Source organism: uncultured Nitratireductor sp. (assembly GCF_913053745.1).
Classification (GTDB): Bacteria; Pseudomonadota; Alphaproteobacteria; order Rhizobiales; family Rhizobiaceae; genus Nitratireductor.
The window spans coordinates 13,019-32,016 of the sequence record NZ_CAJXGF010000037.1 but is presented as its reverse complement, the minus strand read 5'-3'; the positions used below and the strand labels follow the sequence as shown (position 1 = coordinate 32,016).

Sequence of the window (18,998 nt, the reverse complement as noted above, 5' to 3'; positions counted from 1 at the left end):
CTGCTGATCGTGCGCGATGCGATTGCCCGGACTGTACAGCCGACCCAGCCCGGCGGTGGATCGGTGACCTTCGTTTCGCCCTGGACTCATGATTATTCGGCATCCCTGTCGGCGCGCGAGGAAGCAGGGACTCCCAACGTGGTTGGTGATATCCGTTCCGCCCTCGTCCTTCTCGTCAAGGAGGCCCTGGGGCAGGACTTCATCGACCGCCGGCATGAAGAATTGTGCAAGCATGCGCTTGCGGTGTGGTCGACGAACCCTTGCCTAGAGTTGCTCGGCAACCCAACCGCACCGCGTCTCCCGATCTTCTCCTTTCGCATCCTCTGCCCCGACGGCGAAACGATGCATCATCAGCTCTTCACTCGCATGCTGAGCGACCTTCACGGCATACAGGCGCGCGGCGGCTGCGCCTGTGCCGGCCCCTATGCGCATCAACTCCTGGGTATCGACGAACCGCACTCGAACGCGCTTTTGCAAAGCATTCGCGACGGACGTGAGATGGAAAAACCGGGCTGGGTGCGGCTCAATCTGAGCTACCTCATGACGGACGAAAAAGCGGACCTCGTTATCGAAACTGTCGACCGGCTGGCGCGCGAGGCTCGGCACCATGCCGATGCATACGATTTCGACCCGAGCACCGCACGTTTCCGCCACAAGGGTATGGCTTTGGCAAGCTAAGGTCGCGACGCATCCATCAGGCGGTCTTCAGAACATCTGCAAGCCGCCCAATGCCTTCATCGGTGGTCATGAAACCCGGCGAAAGCCGTATGATCTGCCCCCGGTGGTCGGCGTAGAGATCCGCCTGCGCGAGGCGGGCAACCAATTCCACCGCGTCCCGATCTTCCGGCAAGGCGAGCATCACGCTGCCGCCTCTTTCGGCCTCGTCGAGCGGGCTTGCGAGGGAGAAGCCGAATTCCTGTGCGATTTCGACAATCATCCGTGAGAGTTTTCGGTTGTGTGTCAGAAGCGCTGACGTGTCCTGTCGGGCATGCCATTTCAAGGCCGGGAGCGAACCGGCGCAAGCGATGATGGACGGGGTTCCATTGTCGAAACGGCGTGCGTCGCGCGCATAGGAAAACCTATCGAGATCCCATGAGAAAATGTTCCCCTGGCTAAACCAGCCACGCAACTCCGGCCGGCACACCGCCAGCAGCGGTTCGGCGACGTGGAGAATACCTGCGCCCGGCGTCGCGCAGAGCCATTTCAAGCTGGTCGAGATGGTAAAATCCACCGCCGGCCGCATCACGTCGAACGGCAACAAACCAACCGCCTGGGTAACATCGACACCGATCAGACTGCCCCTCTTGCGACCGTGAGCGACCAACCGCCCCAGATCGCATCGATGCGATGCGGTGGACGTCACATAGGTGATGAGACAGACGCCTACATCGTCCGTCCAGGCCTCGATAACATCATCATCGCGCACCCAATGCTCGCCCGGGCGAACCGGCACGGTGTCGAGAACGAACCCGTAGCGCTCGGAAAGCCCGGACAGCAGAAAATGCATGCTGGGGAAGCAGTCGCCGGCTATTAAAAGCCGCCGACCGCGTAATCGCTCCGCCGGCAATGCGCCGATCAGGCTATTGAGTGCCGTGGTGACGTTTTCACTTGTGGTCAGCGTGCCGGCCGGGGCGCCGATCAATGTGGACCACCGATCGATGAACTCCTGTCGAACGCCGAGCGCCCGCACCCACTGCTCGTTGTCGCATCGCGCCCATCCGGTCGAGAAATCGGACAGGGCTTCAGCCATTTCAACCGCTTTGCCGGGATACATGCCGATCGAGTGATAGAGAAAGTATCCGGAGCCATCCATGGCCTTATTCTGTGCTGACATAATATCCTCGTAAAGCAACGACGTCCGCCCACGCGAACGCCATCGCTGTTTTGTGCTGGCTCGGATTTTATTCCGGTTGCGGGATCGGCATCGCCTCGACGGTGCTCGTGCCCTCATCCGGGTCCACCCCGAACCACTTCTTGTGGATCGTCGCCATCGTGCCGTCTTCCTTCATCGCCGAAATGGCCTCGTTCGCCTGCTCCAGCAGGGGATGATCCTTGCGGGTCATCATCGCGAAGCGTTCGCCGGTCGGTATACGCACCAGGATTTTGAGGCCGGGCACCTGCGTCATCGCATATTGAAATCCGGCAATTTCACCCGCACCGCCTTCGAGCCGTCCCGCACGCACATCAAGCAGCAGATCCTGCTGCGCCGAATAGGAACGGATGTCGGCAATGCCGTATTTTTCCGCGTTTTCCTTCGCCCAAGCTTCGCCGGTCGTTGCAGCAACGACACCGATGGTCTTTCCATCGAGTTCTTCAAGCGTCGCTACCTGTGAATCCTCGCGGCCCACTATCGTGCCGTCGCTGTCGTAGTAGGGCTGCGTAAAAGATTGATTTTGCAAACGCTCATTGGTGATCGAAATCGATGAAACCGCAAGGTCGATACGACCCGAACTCGTCGCCGCGAAGAGCGCCTGAAAGCCAAGATCCTGGAAGGCGATCTCCATGCCCAGTCGCTTGGCAACCTCGCGGGCTACGTCCACTTCAAACCCCTCAAAGGCGCCGGTCTCGGTCTTATATTCCCACGGCGGATTGGCCGGATAAGCGCCAACCGTGATCGTTTCGGCGAATGCCGTCGACGCGAGGGTCAACGCGGCGGCAGCGATGGACAGAGCATATGTACGGATCTTCATGATCGATCTCCTTCCGTTCTTCCCGAAGCCTGTTCCCTTCAGCTATCCGGAAAATTATTTGATCACATGATCACTCATCATGCCCGAGATCAATCGATATTTGAAGCTTAAAATCATAACGACCTCTCGTGAGGCCTCCCCAGGATGGCAGCAACAGAAAAGGCGGCCGAAACGCCGCCTTTTCCGATCTTCCGTGATGTTCGCCCGGTTGAAAGACCGCTATTCCTGCTTTGGCAGGTTGTTGGCGCGCTTGGCCATCTCCGCCTCGTTTGTCGGCTGCTCGGTAAAGCCCTCGATATCGGAAACCTCCTCCACATCGCGCTCGATCTCCATCGGGCTCGCCACATAGGCCGTTGCCAGTTCCGCTACCGACCGCAGCGCGTGCACATGGATACGCTCATAGCCATGGGAAGCGTCAATGCCGAAGGCGATCAACGCCGTACGCACGTCATGGCCAGCCTCTATTGCCGAGGCGGAATCGGAACGATAGTAGCGGAACACGTCTTTCTGGTAGCGAATGTCTTCTTCGCGGCAAAGATCGACCAATTTCTTTGTGAGATGGTAATCGAACGGGCCGGCCTGGTCGGCCATGGCGATGGTAACGCCGAACTCGGCGGAGTTCTGACCCGGTGCGGTGGTGCCGTTGTCGATGGTCACCATGGAAGCGATTTCCGGTGTAACGATAGAGGCTGCCCCCACACCCACCTCTTCGGCGATGGTGAAGAGCCAGTGCGTATCGACCGGCAACGTCACCTCGTTATGCAGCAGCGATTCCAGCGCGGCAAGCGCAATCGCCACCCCAGCCTTGTCGTCCAGATGGCGCGAGACGATGAACCCGTTTTCGAGGAATTCCGGCTGCGGATCGATCGCGACGAAATCGCCAATGTCGATGCCCAGATTGTACGCGTCGCTACGTTCCCAGCACATGGCATCGATACGCAGTTCCACATAGTCCCAGCCTACAGGCATCGTGTCGACGTCATCGTTGAAGGTATGCCCCGAAGCCTTGAGGGGCAGAATGGTTCCGCGATAGCTGCCTTTCTCCGTATAGATGGTCGCGCGGGCGCCCTCGGCGAAGCGTGCAGACCAGTGCCCGATCGATACGAGCTCGAAACGGCCATTGTCTTTAATGTACTTGACTTGGGCGCCCAGCGTATCGAGATGCGTGATGATGGCGCGCGCGCCTTCGCGCCGACCTCCACGCACCACCGCCCTGATTGCACCGCGCCGGGTGAGCTCGGGCTCCAGCCCAAGCCTCTCAAGCTCCGCCGTAACATGACGAACAATCGTATCTGTGTAGCCGGTCGGACTATCGATCGACAAAAGCGCTTTGAGTTGATCGACAAGATAGGAAACATCGATCTTAAGTCGCGACATACGTTCCTCTCGAATTGCTCGACCCTGCCTGGCCCTTCTCCTCGCGGAGAACGACCAGCCGGGCAGACCTGTCGGTCCGCGCTGAAACAGAATATCGCCGAAGCCCTAACCCCTGGGAGCCAGTGCCCGTTCCGCCGATTTCACGCCGGAACGCGGGAAGAGCAGGTCAACGAAACGCTCGGCGGTCGGTTGCGGTTCATGGTTCGCCAAACCCGGCCGCTCATTGGCTTCGATGAATACATAGTCCGACCGGTTCGGCGATTTGACCATAAGGTCGATGCCGACGACCGGAATGTCAATGGCCCGGGCAGCGGCACAAGCCGCCTGCACGAGATCCGGATGCACCTTCTCCGTGACATCGTGGATGGAACCGCCCGTGTGCAGGTTGGCCGTCTTGCGCACAACGACCTCTTCGCCCTCCGGCAAAACCGTCGACAACTCATAACCGAGGCCAGCGATGCAGCGTCGTGTTTCGTCGTCGATGGGAATCCGGCTTTCGCCACCCGTTGCAGCCGCTCGCCGGCGCGACTGCTTCTCGACCAGTTCCTCGATGTTCCTACGGCCGTCGCCGACCACGCGTGGCGCACGGCGTACCGCTGCCGCGACGAGGCGATAATCGATGACGACCAGTCTTAAGTCCTCGCCGTCGAAGCACGCTTCGACAAGAACCCGGTCAGACAACTCGCGCGCAACGCGGATGGCGTTTTTCATCTCATCCAGGGTTTCCAGGCCGACCGCGACACCCTTGCCCTGCTCGCCCCGCGCCGGCTTCACCACCACACGTCCGTGCTTTTTGAGGAATGCGTCGAGAGCTTCGTCGTTTTCGGCGGCGTCCATTTGCTCGGGCACTTTAAGACCCACGCGCTCGACCACGCGGCGCGTAACCGCCTTGTCATCGCAGATCGACATGGCCACGGCCGAAGTCAATTCCGACAGGCTTTCACGGCAATGAATCGAGCGCCCGCCGAAAGACAGACGGAAAAAGCCGCCTTCCGGATCCGTAACGTCCACCGCCACGCCGCGCCGGTGTGCCTCGTCCACGATCAGCCGTGCGTAAGGATTGAGCCTGTCGAATTCTTTCGGGGGATGGGTGAACAGTTTTTCGTTTATGGGATTCTTTCGCTTGACAGCGAACACCGGCACACGATGGAAACCGAGCTTCTCGTAAAGGGCGATGGCCTGTTCATTGTCGTGCATGACCGACAGATCCATAAAGCTCGCGCCGCGCGCAGTGAAATGCTCGGCCAACCGTCGCACGAGCATTTCGCCGACGCCGGCATGACGGCATTGCGGGTCGACCGCTAGACACCACAAAGACGCGCCGTTTTCGGCATCCTGGAACACACGGCGATGATCAACGCCCGTGACCGTACCCAGAATATCGCCGGTCTGATCGTCTTCGACGACGAAGTAAGTCACAGCGCGGCTGTCGCGGTTCGTCCAGAAAAAATCCGGGCGCACGGTGACCATGCCGCGGCTTTGATAGATCGCGTTGACAGCGTTGGCATCCGCCTCCGACGTCAACCGGCGGATAAAGAACCCGCGCGGCTGCCGCCGGCTCGGGCGATATGTGGCAAGGTCCAACCGATACGTGTGCGAAGGATCGAGAAACAGCTCTTGCGGCGCCATCGACAGAAGCACGTGCGGATCGCGTATGTAAAAGGCGATATCGCGCCGGGCCGGCCCTTCTTCACGCAGCGCGTCGGCCAGCTCGTCATTGGTCTCAAAGGTCTGGGCGAACAGGAGTCTGCCCCAGCCCAGTTCGAGCGAAACGGATTTGTCTTGTTGCTCGGCCACCTGATCCGCCGGCGCGTTGCTGGGCTTCATGGTCTCGCTACGAAGGCGTTTCAGGCGATAGCCCAGTGCCTTGTCGCTGCGCCCGCGCGAGGCGCGCAAAGCCACGTCCTCTTTCTTGGCCATCGGTCATACCCCGTGGGTTTGCAGCCAAAGTTCGAGCAGCCCCGCCTGCCAGAGTTCCGATCCACGCAGTGGCGTGATGTGATCGGCCGGTGCAGCATAAAGCTTGTCGAGATAATCCTGGCGGAAGAGACCGCGCTCGCGGGCCGACTGCGACGACAGCGCATCGCGCACCATATCGAGATAGGGCCCATCGACATATTTGAGCTGCGGCACCGGGAAATATCCCTTCTTGCGGTCGATAACCTCGTGCGGAACGACCTGCCGGGCGACCTCTTTCAGCACACCCTTGCCGCCCTGCTTGAGCTTCTCCTCGGGCGGTATGCGGGCAGCGAGTTCGACCAGTTCGTGATCGAGGAACGGCACGCGCGCCTCAAGGCCCCAGGCCATCGTCATGTTGTCGACCCGCTTCACCGGATCGTCCACCAGCATGACGGTGGAATCGAGCCGCAGCGCGGCATCGACAGGCGTGTCGGCACCGGTCCGCGTCAGATGCGCGGCAACGAGTTCGCGACTCGCGTCCCTGTCGGCAATCCAGTCAGGTGAAAGCTGCTCGGCGAGCATCGCGTGCGAACGATCGAAGAAGACATTCGCGTAATCACTCACCACGTCGTTGGAATTCATCAATGGCGGATACCAGTGATAGCCGCCGAATATTTCATCCGCACCCTGCCCCGATTGCACAACCTTGATGTGTTTGGAGACTTCCTTCGAAAGAAGGTAAAAGCCCACATTATCATAGGAGACCATGGGCTCCGACATGGCCGCGAAAGTGCCTGGAAGCGAATCCATCAGATCGGCCGACGGCACGAAGATCTTGTGATGGTCGGTGCCGAATTCCTTGGCGATCAGATCGGAATAGACGAACTCGTCGCCCTTTTCGCCATTGGCTTCCTCGAAACCGACGGAGAACGTCATGAGACCCTTCTGCCCGGCTTCGGCAAGAAGGCCAACGATAAGGCTGGAATCAACGCCGCCCGACAGTAGAACGCCAACCGGCACGTCAGCCACCATGCGGCGTTTTACGGCCAGACGCAGCGCTTCCAGGGTGCGGTCGCGCCATTCGTCGGGCGAAAGCGTTGCCGTTTCAGCGTCGCGCGCAAAGGGCGGATCCCAATAGACCCGGTCGCGCTGGCTGCCGTCCGCCTCGATGACGCGGATGGTGGCCGGCGGTAGCTTCCTCACGCCGTTCAGAATGGTGCGCGGTGGTGGAACCACCGCATGAAAGGTCATGTAGTGATGCAACGCATAGCGGTCGATGGAAGTATCGACCTCACCTGCCGCAAGCAATGCCGGCAGGGTGGATGCGAAACGAATACGTTCCGGCGTCTCCGCCAAATAAAGCGGCTTGATGCCAAACCGATCGCGCGCCATGACGACACGACCCGTATCGCGCTCACGCAGCACGAAGGCGAACATGCCATGGAAACGGGTCACGCAGTCCTCGCCCCAGGCGTGCCATGCCTTGAGAATGACTTCCGTATCCCCGGTGGAGAAAAAGCGATAGCCCCTGCCCTCCAACTCCGCACGGAGCTCGGGATAGTTATAGATGCAACCGTTGAAGGCGATGGTGAGACCGAGCTCGGCATCTTCCATCGGCTGGCGCGCCTTTTCCGAAAGATCGATGATCTTAAGGCGGCGGTGACCGAATGCCGCGTTGCCGTGAACGATGGCACCCGCACCGTCGGGGCCGCGCGGGGCAAGGCAGTCCATCATTTTTGAAAGAGCAACAGGTGAGGCAGGGCGGCCATCAAGCCGCAATTCTCCGCAGATTCCGCACATGGATAGCGATCTGATCCCTTGTTTGTCGTTGCGTCGGAGCGTGCTTTAGTTATAGTTATGATTATTAGATGTCAAATAAATAGCGTCCGCATGAGCTTCGACAACACAACTGACAAGACGGTCGACTGGTTCCGCAGTGAAGAGCTGCGCGGCGTGGAAAAATCCATCCGCCGCATCGTTCGCGCGAACGATGTACAATCCAAGGCGCTCGCAAAGAAGATTGGCCTGACGGCTCCGCAACTCGTGATCCTGAAGGCTATCGCGGGGCTGGGTGAAGTCACGACCACCGTGCTCTCGGCTCATGTCGACCTGAGCGCGGCAACCGTGACCACAATTCTCGACAATCTGGAGAGCCGCCGCGTGGTGGAGCGCTACCGCTCGCGCCATGATCGTCGCGTGGTTCACACGCGCCTAACCCCGGAGGGAGCGGCCCTGGTGACGCACGCACCCGAGCCGATGGGGGATGCCTTTGCCAGACGTTTCGCCGGCCTTTCCCCCGAGCGCCGAAACCAACTTACGTCCGCGCTCAACGACATTGCCGACATGATGGCTCCGCCCGGTGACCTGCAGACAACCGCAAAACGCCCGAAGAACGCGCTGCCGCACTGACAGGCCCGCCTTGCCGCACCGAATTTGATCGATCACAACGGATGTCACGCAGGCGTGTCAATTTGCCCGCATCGCGTGATGGACGTGGGCTGGGTCCGACATTATGATCGCGCCGCACAGCAGGAAGGTCCAATGAATTACCAGCGTTTTTTCTCCGAAGCGATCGATCAGTTGCACGCTGAACGTCGCTACCGCGTCTTCGCCGATCTCGAACGGGTCGTCGGCGCGTTTCCGCGTGCGCTTTGGCGCTCGGGAGAAGAGACGCGCGAGATTACCGTGTGGTGTTCGAACGACTATCTGGGCATGGGTCAGCACAAAAGTGTGATTGCCGCAATGCAGACGGCGGCCGGCTCCATGGGAGCCGGCGCCGGCGGCACGCGCAACATCTCCGGCACCAACCATCCGTTGGTGGAACTGGAAGCCGAACTCGCAGATCTGCACGGCAAGGAGGCGGGTCTGGTCTTCACCTCCGGCTTCATTTCCAACGAAGCCTCGATCTCCACCATCGCCCGTCTTTTGCCCAACTGCCTGGTGCTTTCAGACGAGCTGAATCATGCCTCAATGATTGAGGGCGTGCGTCGCTCGGGCGCGGAGAAGAGAATTTTTCGCCACAACGATGTCGCGCATCTGGAAAGCCTGCTCAAAGCAGCCGATCCCAACCGTGCCAAGCTGATCGTGTTCGAGTCGGTTTACTCAATGGATGGCGATATCGCGCCGATCGAGGCGATCGCCGACCTCGCCGACAAGTACAACGCCATGACCTATATCGATGAAGTCCATGCCGTGGGTATGTACGGTCCCCATGGCGGTGGCATCACCGAGCGCGACGGCCTGGCTCACCGTATAGACGTGATAGAGGGTACGCTGGCCAAGGGTTATGGCGTGATCGGCGGTTATATCACCGGCTCCACCGCCGTTATCGATGCTGTGCGTTCCTACGCGTCGGGCTTCATCTTCACGACGGCCCTGCCGCCGGCAATCGCTGCCGCTGCCACGGCCTCGATCCGCCATCTGAAATCCTCGTCTGTCGAGCGCGAGGCACAGCAACGCCAGGCACAGCAGACAAAGGAAAAGCTTTTAGCGGCCGGCCTGCCAGTCATGCCGTCGCAAACCCACATCGTTCCACTTCTTGTCGGCGATCCGGAACTGTGCAAGCAGGCCACCGACCGTCTGCTTGAAAAGCATGGTATCTATATTCAGCCGATCAATTATCCAACCGTGCCGCGCGGAACGGAGCGGCTGCGTATCACACCGACGCCGTTCCACAACGACGCGCTGATCGATACCCTGCGCGATGCGCTTCTGGAGACCTGGGAAGCGCTCGGCATACCTTTCAACGAAGCCGACCGGCCACAGCCGGCGAAGTCCGATCGGGTGGTCTCACTGCTCGTGCCGAAATCCGGCGGCTGACCCTTGCTTAAAACGCAGCGAAAAGCCGCCGGAACGTCATTCCGGCGGCTTTTTCGTTCACGCCCACCGCTTCCGGGTGGAACGCACAATGATTGTCATTTCTTCGAAAGCAGGTCGCGAATTTCCGTGAGGAGCTGAACGTCCGCTGGCGGAGCCTCGGGCTCTGCCGGCTTTTCGGCTTCCTTGCGACGCAGGGAATTCACGCCCTTCACCATCAGGAAGATGATCCAGGCGAGAATCAGGAAATTGACGACGACGGTGAGGAAATTGCCGTAGGCGAACACCGCTCCCTGTTCGCGCGCCGCATCGAGCGACGTTGCCGTCACGGTGGACGAGAGCGGCAGGAAATAATTCGAGAAATCGAAACCGCCGAAGATCGCACCGACGAGCGGCATGATGATATCGTCGGTCAGCGATTTCACGATCAGCCCAAAAGCGCCACCGATGATGACACCGACCGCGAGGTCCATCACATTGCCTCGTGCAATGAACTCCCGAAATTCCTTCATCATAAGGGTATCTCCCCAATCTAGCTGCAATCCGGCGGCTCAAGGCCACCAATGCTGGCACAATAACAGCGCCGCAAACGCAAGGTGCAACAAAAACCATTCGTTCGGGTTAACACCGCTTCATTGGCCGAAAGAAGCATTGGACACGCTACCGGGCCTGTGTTTGCCTCTGATGTTCTTGTGAGGAGGAGAATCGCGACCGGTGCAGGGCTGGGTCATCGCAATCATAGCCGTCGCGTATGTGACGCTGCTCTTCTTCATCGCGAGCGTCGGCGATAACCGCGCCGCGCGCCAGGGCGGCCTCGGCTCACGTCCCTTCATTTATGCGCTGAGCCTGGCGATCTACTGCACCTCATGGACATTCTTCGGCTCGGTGGGCCTCGCCTCGGAGCGGGGAATGGAATTTCTGGCGATCTATATAGGGCCGGTTCTCGTGTTCCTGTTCGGCTTTCCGGTCCTCAAGCGCATTATCCGGCTTGCCAAATCCGAAAAAATCACCTCAATCGCCGACTTTCTTGCCGCGCGTTATGGCAAGAGTTTTGCCGTTGCCTCCGTCGCCACGCTGATCGCCACCTTCGGCACGGTTCCCTACATAGCGCTGCAATTGAAGGCGATATCGGATTCGGTCAGCCTAATGGTTACCCATTATGACGGGGCCCCGCCGACGATCGACTTCTTTGTCGGCGACATGGCGCTCATCGTCACCTTTCTGCTCGCGATTTTCGCGGTTCTGTTCGGCACCCGCCATGCGGACGCCACCGAGCACCAGGAGGGGCTGGTGCTCGCCGTCGCCGTGGAAACGGTTGTGAAACTCGCCGCCTTCCTCGCTGTCGGCATTGCCGTAACCTACGTCTTCTTCGGCGGCCCGCTTGATCTGGCCCGCACCGTGAGCAGTCTTCCCGAGGTGCAGGCAGCTTACACGCATCCCACCTCGCTCGCGACCTGGATCGTCATGACGACGCTCAGTGCTTTCGCCATCATTATGCTGCCCAGGCAATTCTACGTCACGATCGTCGAAAACCGGAGCACCAACGAGCTTGAGACGGCAAGCTGGCTCTTTCCGCTCTATCTCGTTCTCATCAATCTTTTCGTCCTGCCCATCGCCTTTGCCGGTCTGGCGCTCGTGGGAAATGACGCCAATTCGGATCTTTACGTTCTTGCCCTGCCGCTGCTGGCTGGACACGACCTGCTCGCGCTCTTTGCCTTCATCGGCGGGCTTTCCGCAGCCACCGCCATGGTCATCGTGGCCAGTGTCGCGCTGTCGATCATGATTTCAAACGATCTGGTGATCCCGCTCTTCTTGCGCCGCCTGCTGCGGCCCGATCACCGGGAGAAGGACGACTGGTCGACGATCATCCTCAACATTCGCCGGGCGGCGATCTTTATCATCCTGTTCACAGCCTTTCTTTATTACCGCGAAACCACGCACAACACGCGCCTGGCCGCCATCGGCTTGATCTCCTTCGCCGCGATCGCTCAGTTCGCGCCGGCCTTCTTCGGCGGCCTGATCTGGCGTGGTGCCAATGCACGCGGAGCGCTCCTAGGCATGGGTGCAGGTTTTGTTTTGTGGGGTTACACGCTGCTGTTTCCCTCGCTTGCACCGCAGGGCACCGGCATCATCACGGACGGCCTGTTCGGGTTGCCGGCGCTCAGGCCGCAAGCACTGTTCGGCACCGTTGCCGAGCCGCTCAATCACGGCGTCCTGTGGAGCCTTGCCGTCAACACGCTCTTTTTCGTGCTGGGATCACTTTCGCGAGCGGCGCAACCGCTCGAACGCATTCAGGCGGCGATTTTCGTACCGCGCGACACGGGGCCAATACCAACCCTGCGCCGTTTTCGCACGACGGTCACCGTAAACGATCTGAAAGACACAATTTCACGCTATCTCGGCGCCGAGCGCACCGAGCGTTCCTTCGCCACTTTCGAAGCGACACACGGCGTTCGGCTCAACGGAAACGACCAGACCGGTATCGCCTTGGTACGCTTTTCCGAACAGCTTCTGGCCAGTGCGGTCGGCTCATCCTCCTCGCGGCTTATTCTGTCCCTGCTCTTCCAGCGCAACGACCGCTCTCCGCGCGACGCGCTCAGACTTCTCGACGACGCCTCCATGGCCCTGCAGCACAACCGTGATTTGCTGCAGACCGCGCTCGATCAGATGGAAGAAGGTGTCACCGTGTTCGATCGCGACTTCCAGCTCATCTGCTGGAACCGCCAGTACAGGATGCTTTTCAGTCTGCCCGATGAGATGGGGCAGGTCGGTGTGTCACTCGACCGTTTCGTCAACCTTCTTGTCGTGCGCGGGGAGATCCCTGTCGATGCCTATACGCTGACACTTAACCGCTTCACCGATTTCGGGATGCCGTGGGAAATCAGGCTCCGCAAAAGCGGCCGCATCATCGAACTGCGCACCAACCCGATGCCCGATGGCGGCATCGTCGCAACCTACACCGACATCACGCCACGCGTGGAAGCGGACATTGCCCTGAAACGCATAAACGAAACACTCGAACAGCGCGTGGCCGACCGCACCGCGGAACTGATGCGCGTCAATGAAGAGCTGGCACAGGCGCAGGTGATCGCCGAGGAGGCCAATCTCGGGAAAACCCGGTTTCTGGCCGCCGCCGGCCACGACATATTGCAGCCTCTAAACGCCGCGCGGCTTTATTGCTCGTCTCTGATGGAACGCGCCGACGGTGGAGAAACCAGTGAGTATGTGGGCAACATAGAATCCTCGCTCGATTCAGTGGAAGCGATCCTGGGGGCGGTTCTCGACATTTCGCGTCTGGACACCGGGGCGCTAAAACCCTCTCCCAGCATCTTTCAACTGGACGGCCTGTTGCGTCAGCTCAGTACGGATTTCATGCCCCTGGCCGAAGAGAAAGGGCTGAAACTGACCATCGTCCCCTCGACACTCACCGTGAACACGGATCGCAACCTGCTGCGTCGCCTCGTACAGAATCTCGTCTCCAACGCTATAAAATATACACCGAGCGGGCGCGTACTGGTGGGCGTGCGCCGGCGCGGAGACCTTCTTGAATTGCAGGTGATCGATACCGGCATCGGCATCGCGCCGGACAAGCTGAACGTCGTCTTCCGCGAGTTCACCCGGCTGGAGGAAGGTGTACGGCATGCGCAGGGTCTGGGCCTCGGGCTTTCCATCGTCGATCGCATCGCACGCGTTCTCAACATGGAAATCCGCCTCGCTTCCGACACCAACGGCGGCACGCGCTTTTCCGTTATCATTCCGGTCAGTTCGGCCCCTGCCATGGAGACCGAACCGACCAAGGGACCCGCCGCAGCTCAACAGGCTCTGTTGGACGGCCTGCGCGTTCTTTGCATCGACAACGACCCGCGTATTCTCGACGGAATGCATCGGCTTCTCGAAGGCTGGGGCTGTGCTGTTTCAACAGCCACGGGGTCGGCCACCCTGCCCGATTTTTCGGAAAGGCCTCCCAACGTGATTCTGGCTGACTATCATCTCGACAACGAAGTGGGGCTTGACGTCATCGCGGCGATGCGCGCCCGTTACGGAGATGCGATACCGGCAATCCTGATCACTGCCGACCGTTCCAGCGAAGTGCGCGCCGAGGCAGAAGCGCTGACGGCGATGGTCTTGAACAAGCCCCTGCGTCCGGCATCGCTGCGCACATTGCTCATGCGCTGCAGGCAGATGCTGGCCGCTGCTGAATAGACGCGGCTCAGTTCTCGCTTGCGATCGTGTCGGCCCCGATCTTCGATAACCGGATCACCGCCTGGGTGCGGCTGTCCACGTCCAGCTTTTGCAACACCGCGGAAACATGCGCCTTGATCGTTGCCTCGGAGACATTGAGTTCGTAAGCGATTTGCTTGTTCAGCAGTCCCTCCGCCAGCATACTCAACACCCGCGTCTGCTGAGGCGTCAGCGTTTGAAGACGCCGGATAAGATCGACGATTTCCGGATCCGCCTCCGCGCCGAGGTCGATGTCGTCGGGCGTGTAGACACCACCGTCGAGAATGGTTTGGACCGCCGTTCGGATTTCTTCCATGCCCGACGATTTCGAGATGAAACCCGACGCGCCCAGTTCGAGCGCACGCCTTATGGTCTCGGGGTCGTCATGAGCCGATACGACAACGACAGGCACCGCCGGATTCATTCCGCGAAGTGCAATCAACCCGGAAAGCCCGCTTACGCCAGGCATAGAGAGATCGAGCAAAACCAAATCGATGCTCTCATCGACATGTGCTTTCGCACTCTCGAAATCGCCCGCTTCCAGTATCCTACATGCATTGTCCAATCCGGACAGCGCGCCCTTCAAAGCTCCCCTGAACAGGGGGTGGTCGTCGGCGACCAGAAATCTATAGCCCGATGCCAAAAGTCCCTCCCGCACCCGCAGCATTATTGTCATCTTCTTCCACCGCAGGTCTCGGCGAGATTATGCGGGGAATGGCCGTGTTTTCAAGCTTCGCATCTCCACAGCGTTCGTCGTCGCCTGAAAGCTCGCAGAAGATTTACTTGCCCACCGCCCATCTATGCCACAGAGTCATGAAGGGGGTGAAAACCCCATGGGCTTGCGATGGAGAAAATCCACAAGGTAGCCATCTTCTGTATCGGACGCGCGGTGATGTTCGGTGTGTTCGCGATCGGGCTCGTGATGCTCAGTTTCTCATTCGATCTCGTGCTCGCCTTCAGCGCCGGTGCGCTGATGACGCTGATCATGTCCGAGCTTCTGATACTGAAGGCCTATGCACTCGCCGGGCAGAATCCGAAGAAGACGGAAGTATGGATCCATCTAAGCCCGGACGCGCGTCCGGTCGGCCAATCGGGCGCGAAGGTTTTCATCACCATACTGAAAGACATCTATCTGCGCTTCGCCGTGCTCAGCCTTCAGGTCGGTTGTGGCTTCTTCGCCTTTTCCATGATGCTGCGCCTCATGCGCGCAATCACCTGATCCCGAGGTATGTCCGGAAGGACTGGTCCTATGTGCGGTCGGGTGCCGGTTCCTCCGGCGAGTTGGTCTTTTCCTCCTCGAAATCCCTCACGATTCCCATGAAACGCCGGAAGAAGCGTTCCATCAGTCCGAGCGTCTGTTCGAATTCCTCATCGGAAGGCAATTCAGAAGCGGTTTCGGATGAGGTACTTTCGAGCGCGTCGATCCGGCTCTCCAGCGCCTCGACCTTGTCTTGAAGCGCTGCAATGTCTTCTTCATACGCCGTGCGCTCGTCAGCGGCCGGCGCACAGACGAGTTGATCCGAGCGCTCATGGCAGATCGACATGGCTCCGGTCTCAGTGTCCATGCGTACATAGCCTTGTTCTGTACGCTCAAGCTGGAAACGCTCGGCTTCCTGCGCCGTGACGTTCACCGTCATCGAGAGGATGATCAGTGCGCCCGTCGCTGCAATGGTCTTGCGCATTGGTCCACTCCGCGTTCATGCACCTGATGATGGGATCATGAGCAAGGAATGCGCCATAATTGGGATAAAACGCAATCCCCCGAAAACACCTTTCCGGGCCTTTCGCTGAAACCGCATTGCAAGTATAGCCGCAAGCATGGCTGAGCTGATCTACAAAATATGCCCTCGTTCGCTTTGGCAGGAAGCCGAGGTGGCCGGGTCGTTCGATGGCGCGCCCGTCGATCTTGCCGACGGCTATATTCATTTTTCGACCGCTCAACAGGCCGCCGAGACGGCTGCAAAGCACTTCGCCGGACAGGACGATCTGGTGCTCGTTGCGGTGAAAACCGATGCCCTGGGGAGCGCGCTGAAATACGAGGTTTCGCGCGGCGGAGCGCTGTTTCCGCATCTCTACGCTTCCCTGCCTCTCCATGCGGTTTCTTGGGTTCGCCCTCTGCCGCTTGGAGTAGACGGCACCCACGTCTTTCCCGAGCTACCGGCATGAAGCTCCTTCTCGACAAGATTGCGCGCCAGGCTCTTTACCGGATGGATTCCGAGCGCGCCCACAATCTGGCAATCATGGCATTGAGAAGCGGCATGCCCCTCGCCCGACCATCGCAAGTCAGCAAGCGCCTCAAGACGATCGTCGGCGGGATGGTGTTCCCCAATCCTCTTGGCATGGCCGCCGGTTTCGACAAGAATGCCGAAGCTGCCGACGGCCTTTTGCGACTGGGTTTCGGTTTCGTGGAATGCGGCACGGTTACACCGAAACCTCAAGCCGGCAACCCGAAACCGCGCCTTTTCCGGCTGGAAGAGGATGGCGCACTCATCAACCGGCTCGGCTTTAACAATGACGGCCTGGTGGCCGTACGCGAGCGCATAAAGCAGCGTGCCGGCAGAGGCGGCATTGTCGGCGTGAACATCGGCGCCAACAAGGACAGCGAAGATCGCATCGCCGACTATGAGACCGGCGTTCGTGCCTTTGGCGACATCGCTTCCTATCTCGCGGTCAACATCTCCTCGCCCAACACGGCCGGCCTGAGGGCACTGCAGGACCGTGGCAACCTGTCGGAGCTCTTGTCGCGCGTGCTCGCCACGCGCGACGAAGTCGCCAAGTTGAGACGCTCGCCTGTACCGCTTTTCCTGAAAATCGCCCCCGACCTCGCCGACGCAGCGCTGGCCGATATCGCCGATGAAGCGCTCGACAAGCGCATTGACGGGCTTATCGTCAGCAACACGACCCTGTCCAGAACCGGAGCCACAAGCCGGTTGGCGCATGAAACGGGCGGCCTATCCGGCTTGCCATTGTTCGAACGCTCCACCGTCGTCCTTGCCAAAATACGCCTTCTGGTAGGTCCGGCCATGCCCTTGATCGGCGTCGGCGGCGTAAACTCGGCGGAAACGGCGCTGGAGAAAATCCGCGCCGGCGCCGACCTCGTGCAGATGTATAGCGGCATGATCTTCGGCGGCACCTGCCTGCCTGGCAGGATCCTCGAAGAGATGAGTGCGTTCGCCCAGCGCGAAAACCTCTCGTCTCTGCGTCAGCTTCGCGACACACATGTGGACGAATGGGCTGCAAGGCAGCTCGACTGAGGGTCTGGAGAGATTCGGCGTTTCACGGAAAAGCTGAAGTGCTCCAGGACGTTTCGTCTTCTGCGTTTAGGCGCGCCCTGGTGATCTCGCTCAATTGCAAACATCCAGGCCAGCTGTCTAATCTGCAAACGTTCTGCGCATCCGCGATGGCACGATCGCCAGCAGACTTATTCCGCGGGCGATAAGCAGGATGTGGAACGCCGCCCACAGGCCGTGATTTCCGAAACTCTTCGTCAGAAGGAAAAGGCACGCGAGATAAAGCGCAAAGGAAAGCAGCATCATGTTGCGCATGTCGCGCGACCAGGTGGCGCCTATGAATACACCATCCATCTGAAATGCGAGAACGCCGGAGATGGAGATGAGCGCTGCCCAGGGCAGGAATAGGCTCGCAGCGGTTCGAACGTCCTGTGCCGTGGTGATGAACGCGATCAAAGCCCCACCGGCCAGCAGAAAGAACAACGACATGGCAACGGCCAAACCGAACCCCCAGACCACGGTGAGCCGTACGGAACGAAGAAAGGCGGGACGATAACGCGCGCCCACGGCGCGCCCCGCGAGTTGCTCCGCCGCGGTCGCCGTGCCGTCGAGAAAATATCCCGCGACCAGGAAGAAGTTCATCAAGACCGCGTTAGCCGCCAAAATCACGGTACCGAACTGGGCGCCCTGCCTGGTAAACAGCGCGAAGGCTGCAAGCAGCGAGAAGGAGCGGATCATGATGTCGCCATTCATCGCGACCATCCGGACGATCTGAGAGGAATCGAAAATCCGCCTCAATGAAACGCGGGGGCCCTGTCGGAAACGCCATGCGAGAATGACGACCCCTGCCAACATGCCCGCTGCCTCTCCCCCGACTGTGCCCCAGGCCACACCTTCGATCCCCCAGCCCAACGATAGCGCCAGAAACACCGACAGCGCGATGTTCGCGCCGTTCAGGATGATCTGCAGCACGAGCCCGAGCGCACCTTCACCGCGACCCAGTACATATCCGAGAATGGCGTAATTGATCAAAGAGATGGGCGCCGCGAAAATGCGGATCGAGACATAGGCGCTCATGGCTGCGGCCACGGCCGGATCGGCATCCATGAAATACACGCCACCGGCGATGATGAAGGGACTGATCGCGACCATGAGAAGGCCTGCGACGAAAGCAATCGCCAGCGCCCGCCATAGAACGGCTTGCTCTTCCAGCGCATTGCCCTGGCCATAAGCCTGAGCGACCAGGCCGGTCGTGCCGGAACGCAGGAAATTGAAGGTGGTGAAAACAACGTCGAAGACAATCGCGCCTGCCGCCAGCCCCCCGAGCAGCGCAGCATCGCCATACTGGCCGATGATCGCCGTGTCGGCGATACCCAGGAGCGGCGTCGTGAGATAGGCAAGTGTCATCGGCAAGGCGATGGACAGAACGAGCCTGTTCGTTACCTCGAACGGATGCGATGCTCGATCTTGCGGCGGCGAGACGTGGACCATTGAAACGCGCTTAGCGGCGGTAGTTCAGAAGGCGCAGGAGCAGGAAGGCCGGCACGACAATGACCGCACCCAGGAGGATATAGCCTGCAAAGCGGCCAAGCGCATCGAAACCCATATTCCACAAATGGAGCACTGTGTCGCGCAACGCGTAAAAGATGTCGAATGGCGACCAGTTGAATGCACTCATCACGAAGCCGACAATAAGCGAAACGATCAGCAGTTTGATAATGATGCGCAAAGGGCTGTCGCCCAGGAATCTGGTCAGTGCCGACAC

17 protein-coding genes are annotated in these 18,998 nt (G+C 59.7%); 7 read left to right on the top strand and 10 right to left on the bottom strand.

Annotation, left to right across the window (positions count from 1 at the left end):
- Window positions 1–678: aminotransferase class V-fold PLP-dependent enzyme (locus QZ638_RS08405; protein ID WP_295808842.1), on the top strand; the 678-nt coding region annotated here is incomplete at its 5' end.
- Window positions 679–694: 16 nt separating this feature from the next.
- On the opposite strand, the gene QZ638_RS08400 is transcribed toward QZ638_RS08405, so the two are convergent.
- The 5 genes from QZ638_RS08400 to QZ638_RS08380 all read right to left on the bottom strand — a co-directional run bounded on the left by QZ638_RS08400 (window position 695) and on the right by QZ638_RS08380 (window position 7,766).
- A complete protein-coding gene (locus QZ638_RS08400; protein WP_295808841.1) occupies window positions 695–1,834 on the bottom strand; it encodes an aminotransferase class V-fold PLP-dependent enzyme in 1,140 nt (379 codons plus the stop codon).
- Between the two features lie 67 nt (window positions 1,835–1,901).
- Window positions 1,902–2,690 carry an ABC transporter substrate-binding protein gene (locus QZ638_RS08395; RefSeq protein ID WP_295808839.1) on the bottom strand — a complete coding sequence of 263 codons (789 nt, stop codon included), beginning with the start codon at window positions 2,688–2,690 and terminating at the stop codon, window positions 1,902–1,904.
- Window positions 2,691–2,909: 219 nt separating this feature from the next.
- Window positions 2,910–4,067 (bottom strand): osmoprotectant NAGGN system M42 family peptidase, encoded by a 1,158-nt coding sequence (locus QZ638_RS08390; RefSeq protein WP_295808836.1) that lies wholly within the window; start codon window positions 4,065–4,067, stop codon window positions 2,910–2,912.
- A 105-nt stretch (window positions 4,068–4,172) separates the two neighbouring features.
- Window positions 4,173–5,987: an N-acetylglutaminylglutamine synthetase gene (ngg, locus tag QZ638_RS08385; protein WP_295808834.1), complete on the bottom strand. Its 1,815-nt coding sequence runs from the start codon at window positions 5,985–5,987 to the stop codon at window positions 4,173–4,175.
- Window positions 5,988–5,990: 3 nt separating this feature from the next.
- Window positions 5,991–7,766 (bottom strand): N-acetylglutaminylglutamine amidotransferase, encoded by a 1,776-nt coding sequence (locus QZ638_RS08380; protein ID WP_295808833.1) that lies wholly within the window; start codon window positions 7,764–7,766, stop codon window positions 5,991–5,993.
- 90 nt (window positions 7,767–7,856) lie between these two features.
- Here QZ638_RS08380 and QZ638_RS08375 point away from each other — a divergent pair, with 90 nt between their 5' ends.
- Window positions 7,857–8,375 (top strand): MarR family transcriptional regulator, encoded by a 519-nt coding sequence (locus tag QZ638_RS08375; protein ID WP_295808830.1) that lies wholly within the window; start codon window positions 7,857–7,859, stop codon window positions 8,373–8,375.
- Between the two features lie 132 nt (window positions 8,376–8,507).
- Window positions 8,508–9,785, top strand: coding sequence for a 5-aminolevulinate synthase (gene hemA, locus QZ638_RS08370; RefSeq protein WP_295808829.1), 1,278 nt, complete (start codon window positions 8,508–8,510; stop codon window positions 9,783–9,785).
- A 95-nt stretch (window positions 9,786–9,880) separates the two neighbouring features.
- Here the strand turns inward: hemA and mscL are convergent, their stop codons facing one another.
- Window positions 9,881–10,297, bottom strand: a complete 417-nt coding sequence (gene mscL / locus QZ638_RS08365; RefSeq protein WP_295808827.1) for a large conductance mechanosensitive channel protein MscL — start codon at window positions 10,295–10,297, stop codon at window positions 9,881–9,883.
- 199 nt (window positions 10,298–10,496) lie between these two features.
- Here mscL and QZ638_RS08360 point away from each other — a divergent pair, with 199 nt between their 5' ends.
- Window positions 10,497–13,985 (top strand): PAS domain-containing hybrid sensor histidine kinase/response regulator, encoded by a 3,489-nt coding sequence (locus QZ638_RS08360; protein ID WP_295808826.1) that lies wholly within the window; start codon window positions 10,497–10,499, stop codon window positions 13,983–13,985.
- A gap of 7 nt (window positions 13,986–13,992) precedes the next feature.
- Here QZ638_RS08360 and QZ638_RS08355 read toward each other — a convergent pair whose 3' ends face one another.
- Window positions 13,993–14,670, bottom strand: a complete 678-nt coding sequence (locus QZ638_RS08355) for a response regulator transcription factor (RefSeq protein WP_295808844.1) — start codon at window positions 14,668–14,670, stop codon at window positions 13,993–13,995.
- A gap of 177 nt (window positions 14,671–14,847) precedes the next feature.
- Here QZ638_RS08355 and QZ638_RS08350 point away from each other — a divergent pair, with 177 nt between their 5' ends.
- Window positions 14,848–15,222, top strand: coding sequence for a hypothetical protein (locus QZ638_RS08350; protein ID WP_295808824.1), 375 nt, complete (start codon window positions 14,848–14,850; stop codon window positions 15,220–15,222).
- A 28-nt stretch (window positions 15,223–15,250) separates the two neighbouring features.
- Here QZ638_RS08350 and QZ638_RS08345 read toward each other — a convergent pair whose 3' ends face one another.
- A complete protein-coding gene (locus QZ638_RS08345) occupies window positions 15,251–15,685 on the bottom strand; it encodes a hypothetical protein (protein WP_295808822.1) in 435 nt (144 codons plus the stop codon).
- Window positions 15,686–15,821: 136 nt separating this feature from the next.
- Here QZ638_RS08345 and QZ638_RS08340 point away from each other — a divergent pair, with 136 nt between their 5' ends.
- The gene (locus QZ638_RS08340) at window positions 15,822–16,169 is read left to right on the top strand and encodes a DUF952 domain-containing protein (RefSeq protein ID WP_295808820.1); all 348 of its coding nucleotides are present in this window, start codon (window positions 15,822–15,824) and stop codon (window positions 16,167–16,169) included.
- Entirely contained in the window at window positions 16,166–17,257 is a 1,092-nt protein-coding gene (locus tag QZ638_RS08335; protein ID WP_295808818.1) for a quinone-dependent dihydroorotate dehydrogenase, read from the top strand. Before QZ638_RS08340 ends, QZ638_RS08335 begins: the two co-directional genes overlap by 4 nt.
- A 117-nt stretch (window positions 17,258–17,374) precedes the next feature.
- Here the strand turns inward: QZ638_RS08335 and QZ638_RS08330 are convergent, their stop codons facing one another.
- Both QZ638_RS08330 and QZ638_RS08325 read right to left on the bottom strand, forming a co-directional pair.
- A complete protein-coding gene (locus QZ638_RS08330) occupies window positions 17,375–18,724 on the bottom strand; it encodes an MATE family efflux transporter (protein WP_295808816.1) in 1,350 nt (449 codons plus the stop codon).
- Window positions 18,725–18,734: 10 nt separating this feature from the next.
- The gene (locus tag QZ638_RS08325; protein WP_295808815.1) at window positions 18,735–18,998 is read right to left on the bottom strand and encodes a DUF6460 domain-containing protein; all 264 of its coding nucleotides are present in this window, start codon (window positions 18,996–18,998) and stop codon (window positions 18,735–18,737) included.

Coding starts and splice junctions, on each gene's coding strand:
- QZ638_RS08400 (WP_295808841.1), bottom strand. CDS start 1,834: ATGTCAGCACAGAATAAGGCCATGGATGGCTCCGGATACTTTCTCTAT.
- QZ638_RS08395 (WP_295808839.1), bottom strand. CDS start 2,690: ATGAAGATCCGTACATATGCTCTGTCCATCGCTGCCGCCGCGTTGACC.
- QZ638_RS08390 (WP_295808836.1), bottom strand. CDS start 4,067: ATGTCGCGACTTAAGATCGATGTTTCCTATCTTGTCGATCAACTCAAA.
- ngg (WP_295808834.1), bottom strand. CDS start 5,987: ATGGCCAAGAAAGAGGACGTGGCTTTGCGCGCCTCGCGCGGGCGCAGC.
- QZ638_RS08380 (WP_295808833.1), bottom strand. CDS start 7,766: ATGTGCGGAATCTGCGGAGAATTGCGGCTTGATGGCCGCCCTGCCTCA.
- QZ638_RS08375 (WP_295808830.1), top strand. CDS start 7,857: ATGAGCTTCGACAACACAACTGACAAGACGGTCGACTGGTTCCGCAGT.
- hemA (WP_295808829.1), top strand. CDS start 8,508: ATGAATTACCAGCGTTTTTTCTCCGAAGCGATCGATCAGTTGCACGCT.
- mscL (WP_295808827.1), bottom strand. CDS start 10,297: ATGATGAAGGAATTTCGGGAGTTCATTGCACGAGGCAATGTGATGGAC.
- QZ638_RS08355 (WP_295808844.1), bottom strand. CDS start 14,670: ATGCTGCGGGTGCGGGAGGGACTTTTGGCATCGGGCTATAGATTTCTG.
- QZ638_RS08350 (WP_295808824.1), top strand. CDS start 14,848: ATGGAGAAAATCCACAAGGTAGCCATCTTCTGTATCGGACGCGCGGTG.
- QZ638_RS08345 (WP_295808822.1), bottom strand. CDS start 15,685: ATGCGCAAGACCATTGCAGCGACGGGCGCACTGATCATCCTCTCGATG.
- QZ638_RS08340 (WP_295808820.1), top strand. CDS start 15,822: ATGGCTGAGCTGATCTACAAAATATGCCCTCGTTCGCTTTGGCAGGAA.
- QZ638_RS08335 (WP_295808818.1), top strand. CDS start 16,166: ATGAAGCTCCTTCTCGACAAGATTGCGCGCCAGGCTCTTTACCGGATG.
- QZ638_RS08330 (WP_295808816.1), bottom strand. CDS start 18,724: ATGGTCCACGTCTCGCCGCCGCAAGATCGAGCATCGCATCCGTTCGAG.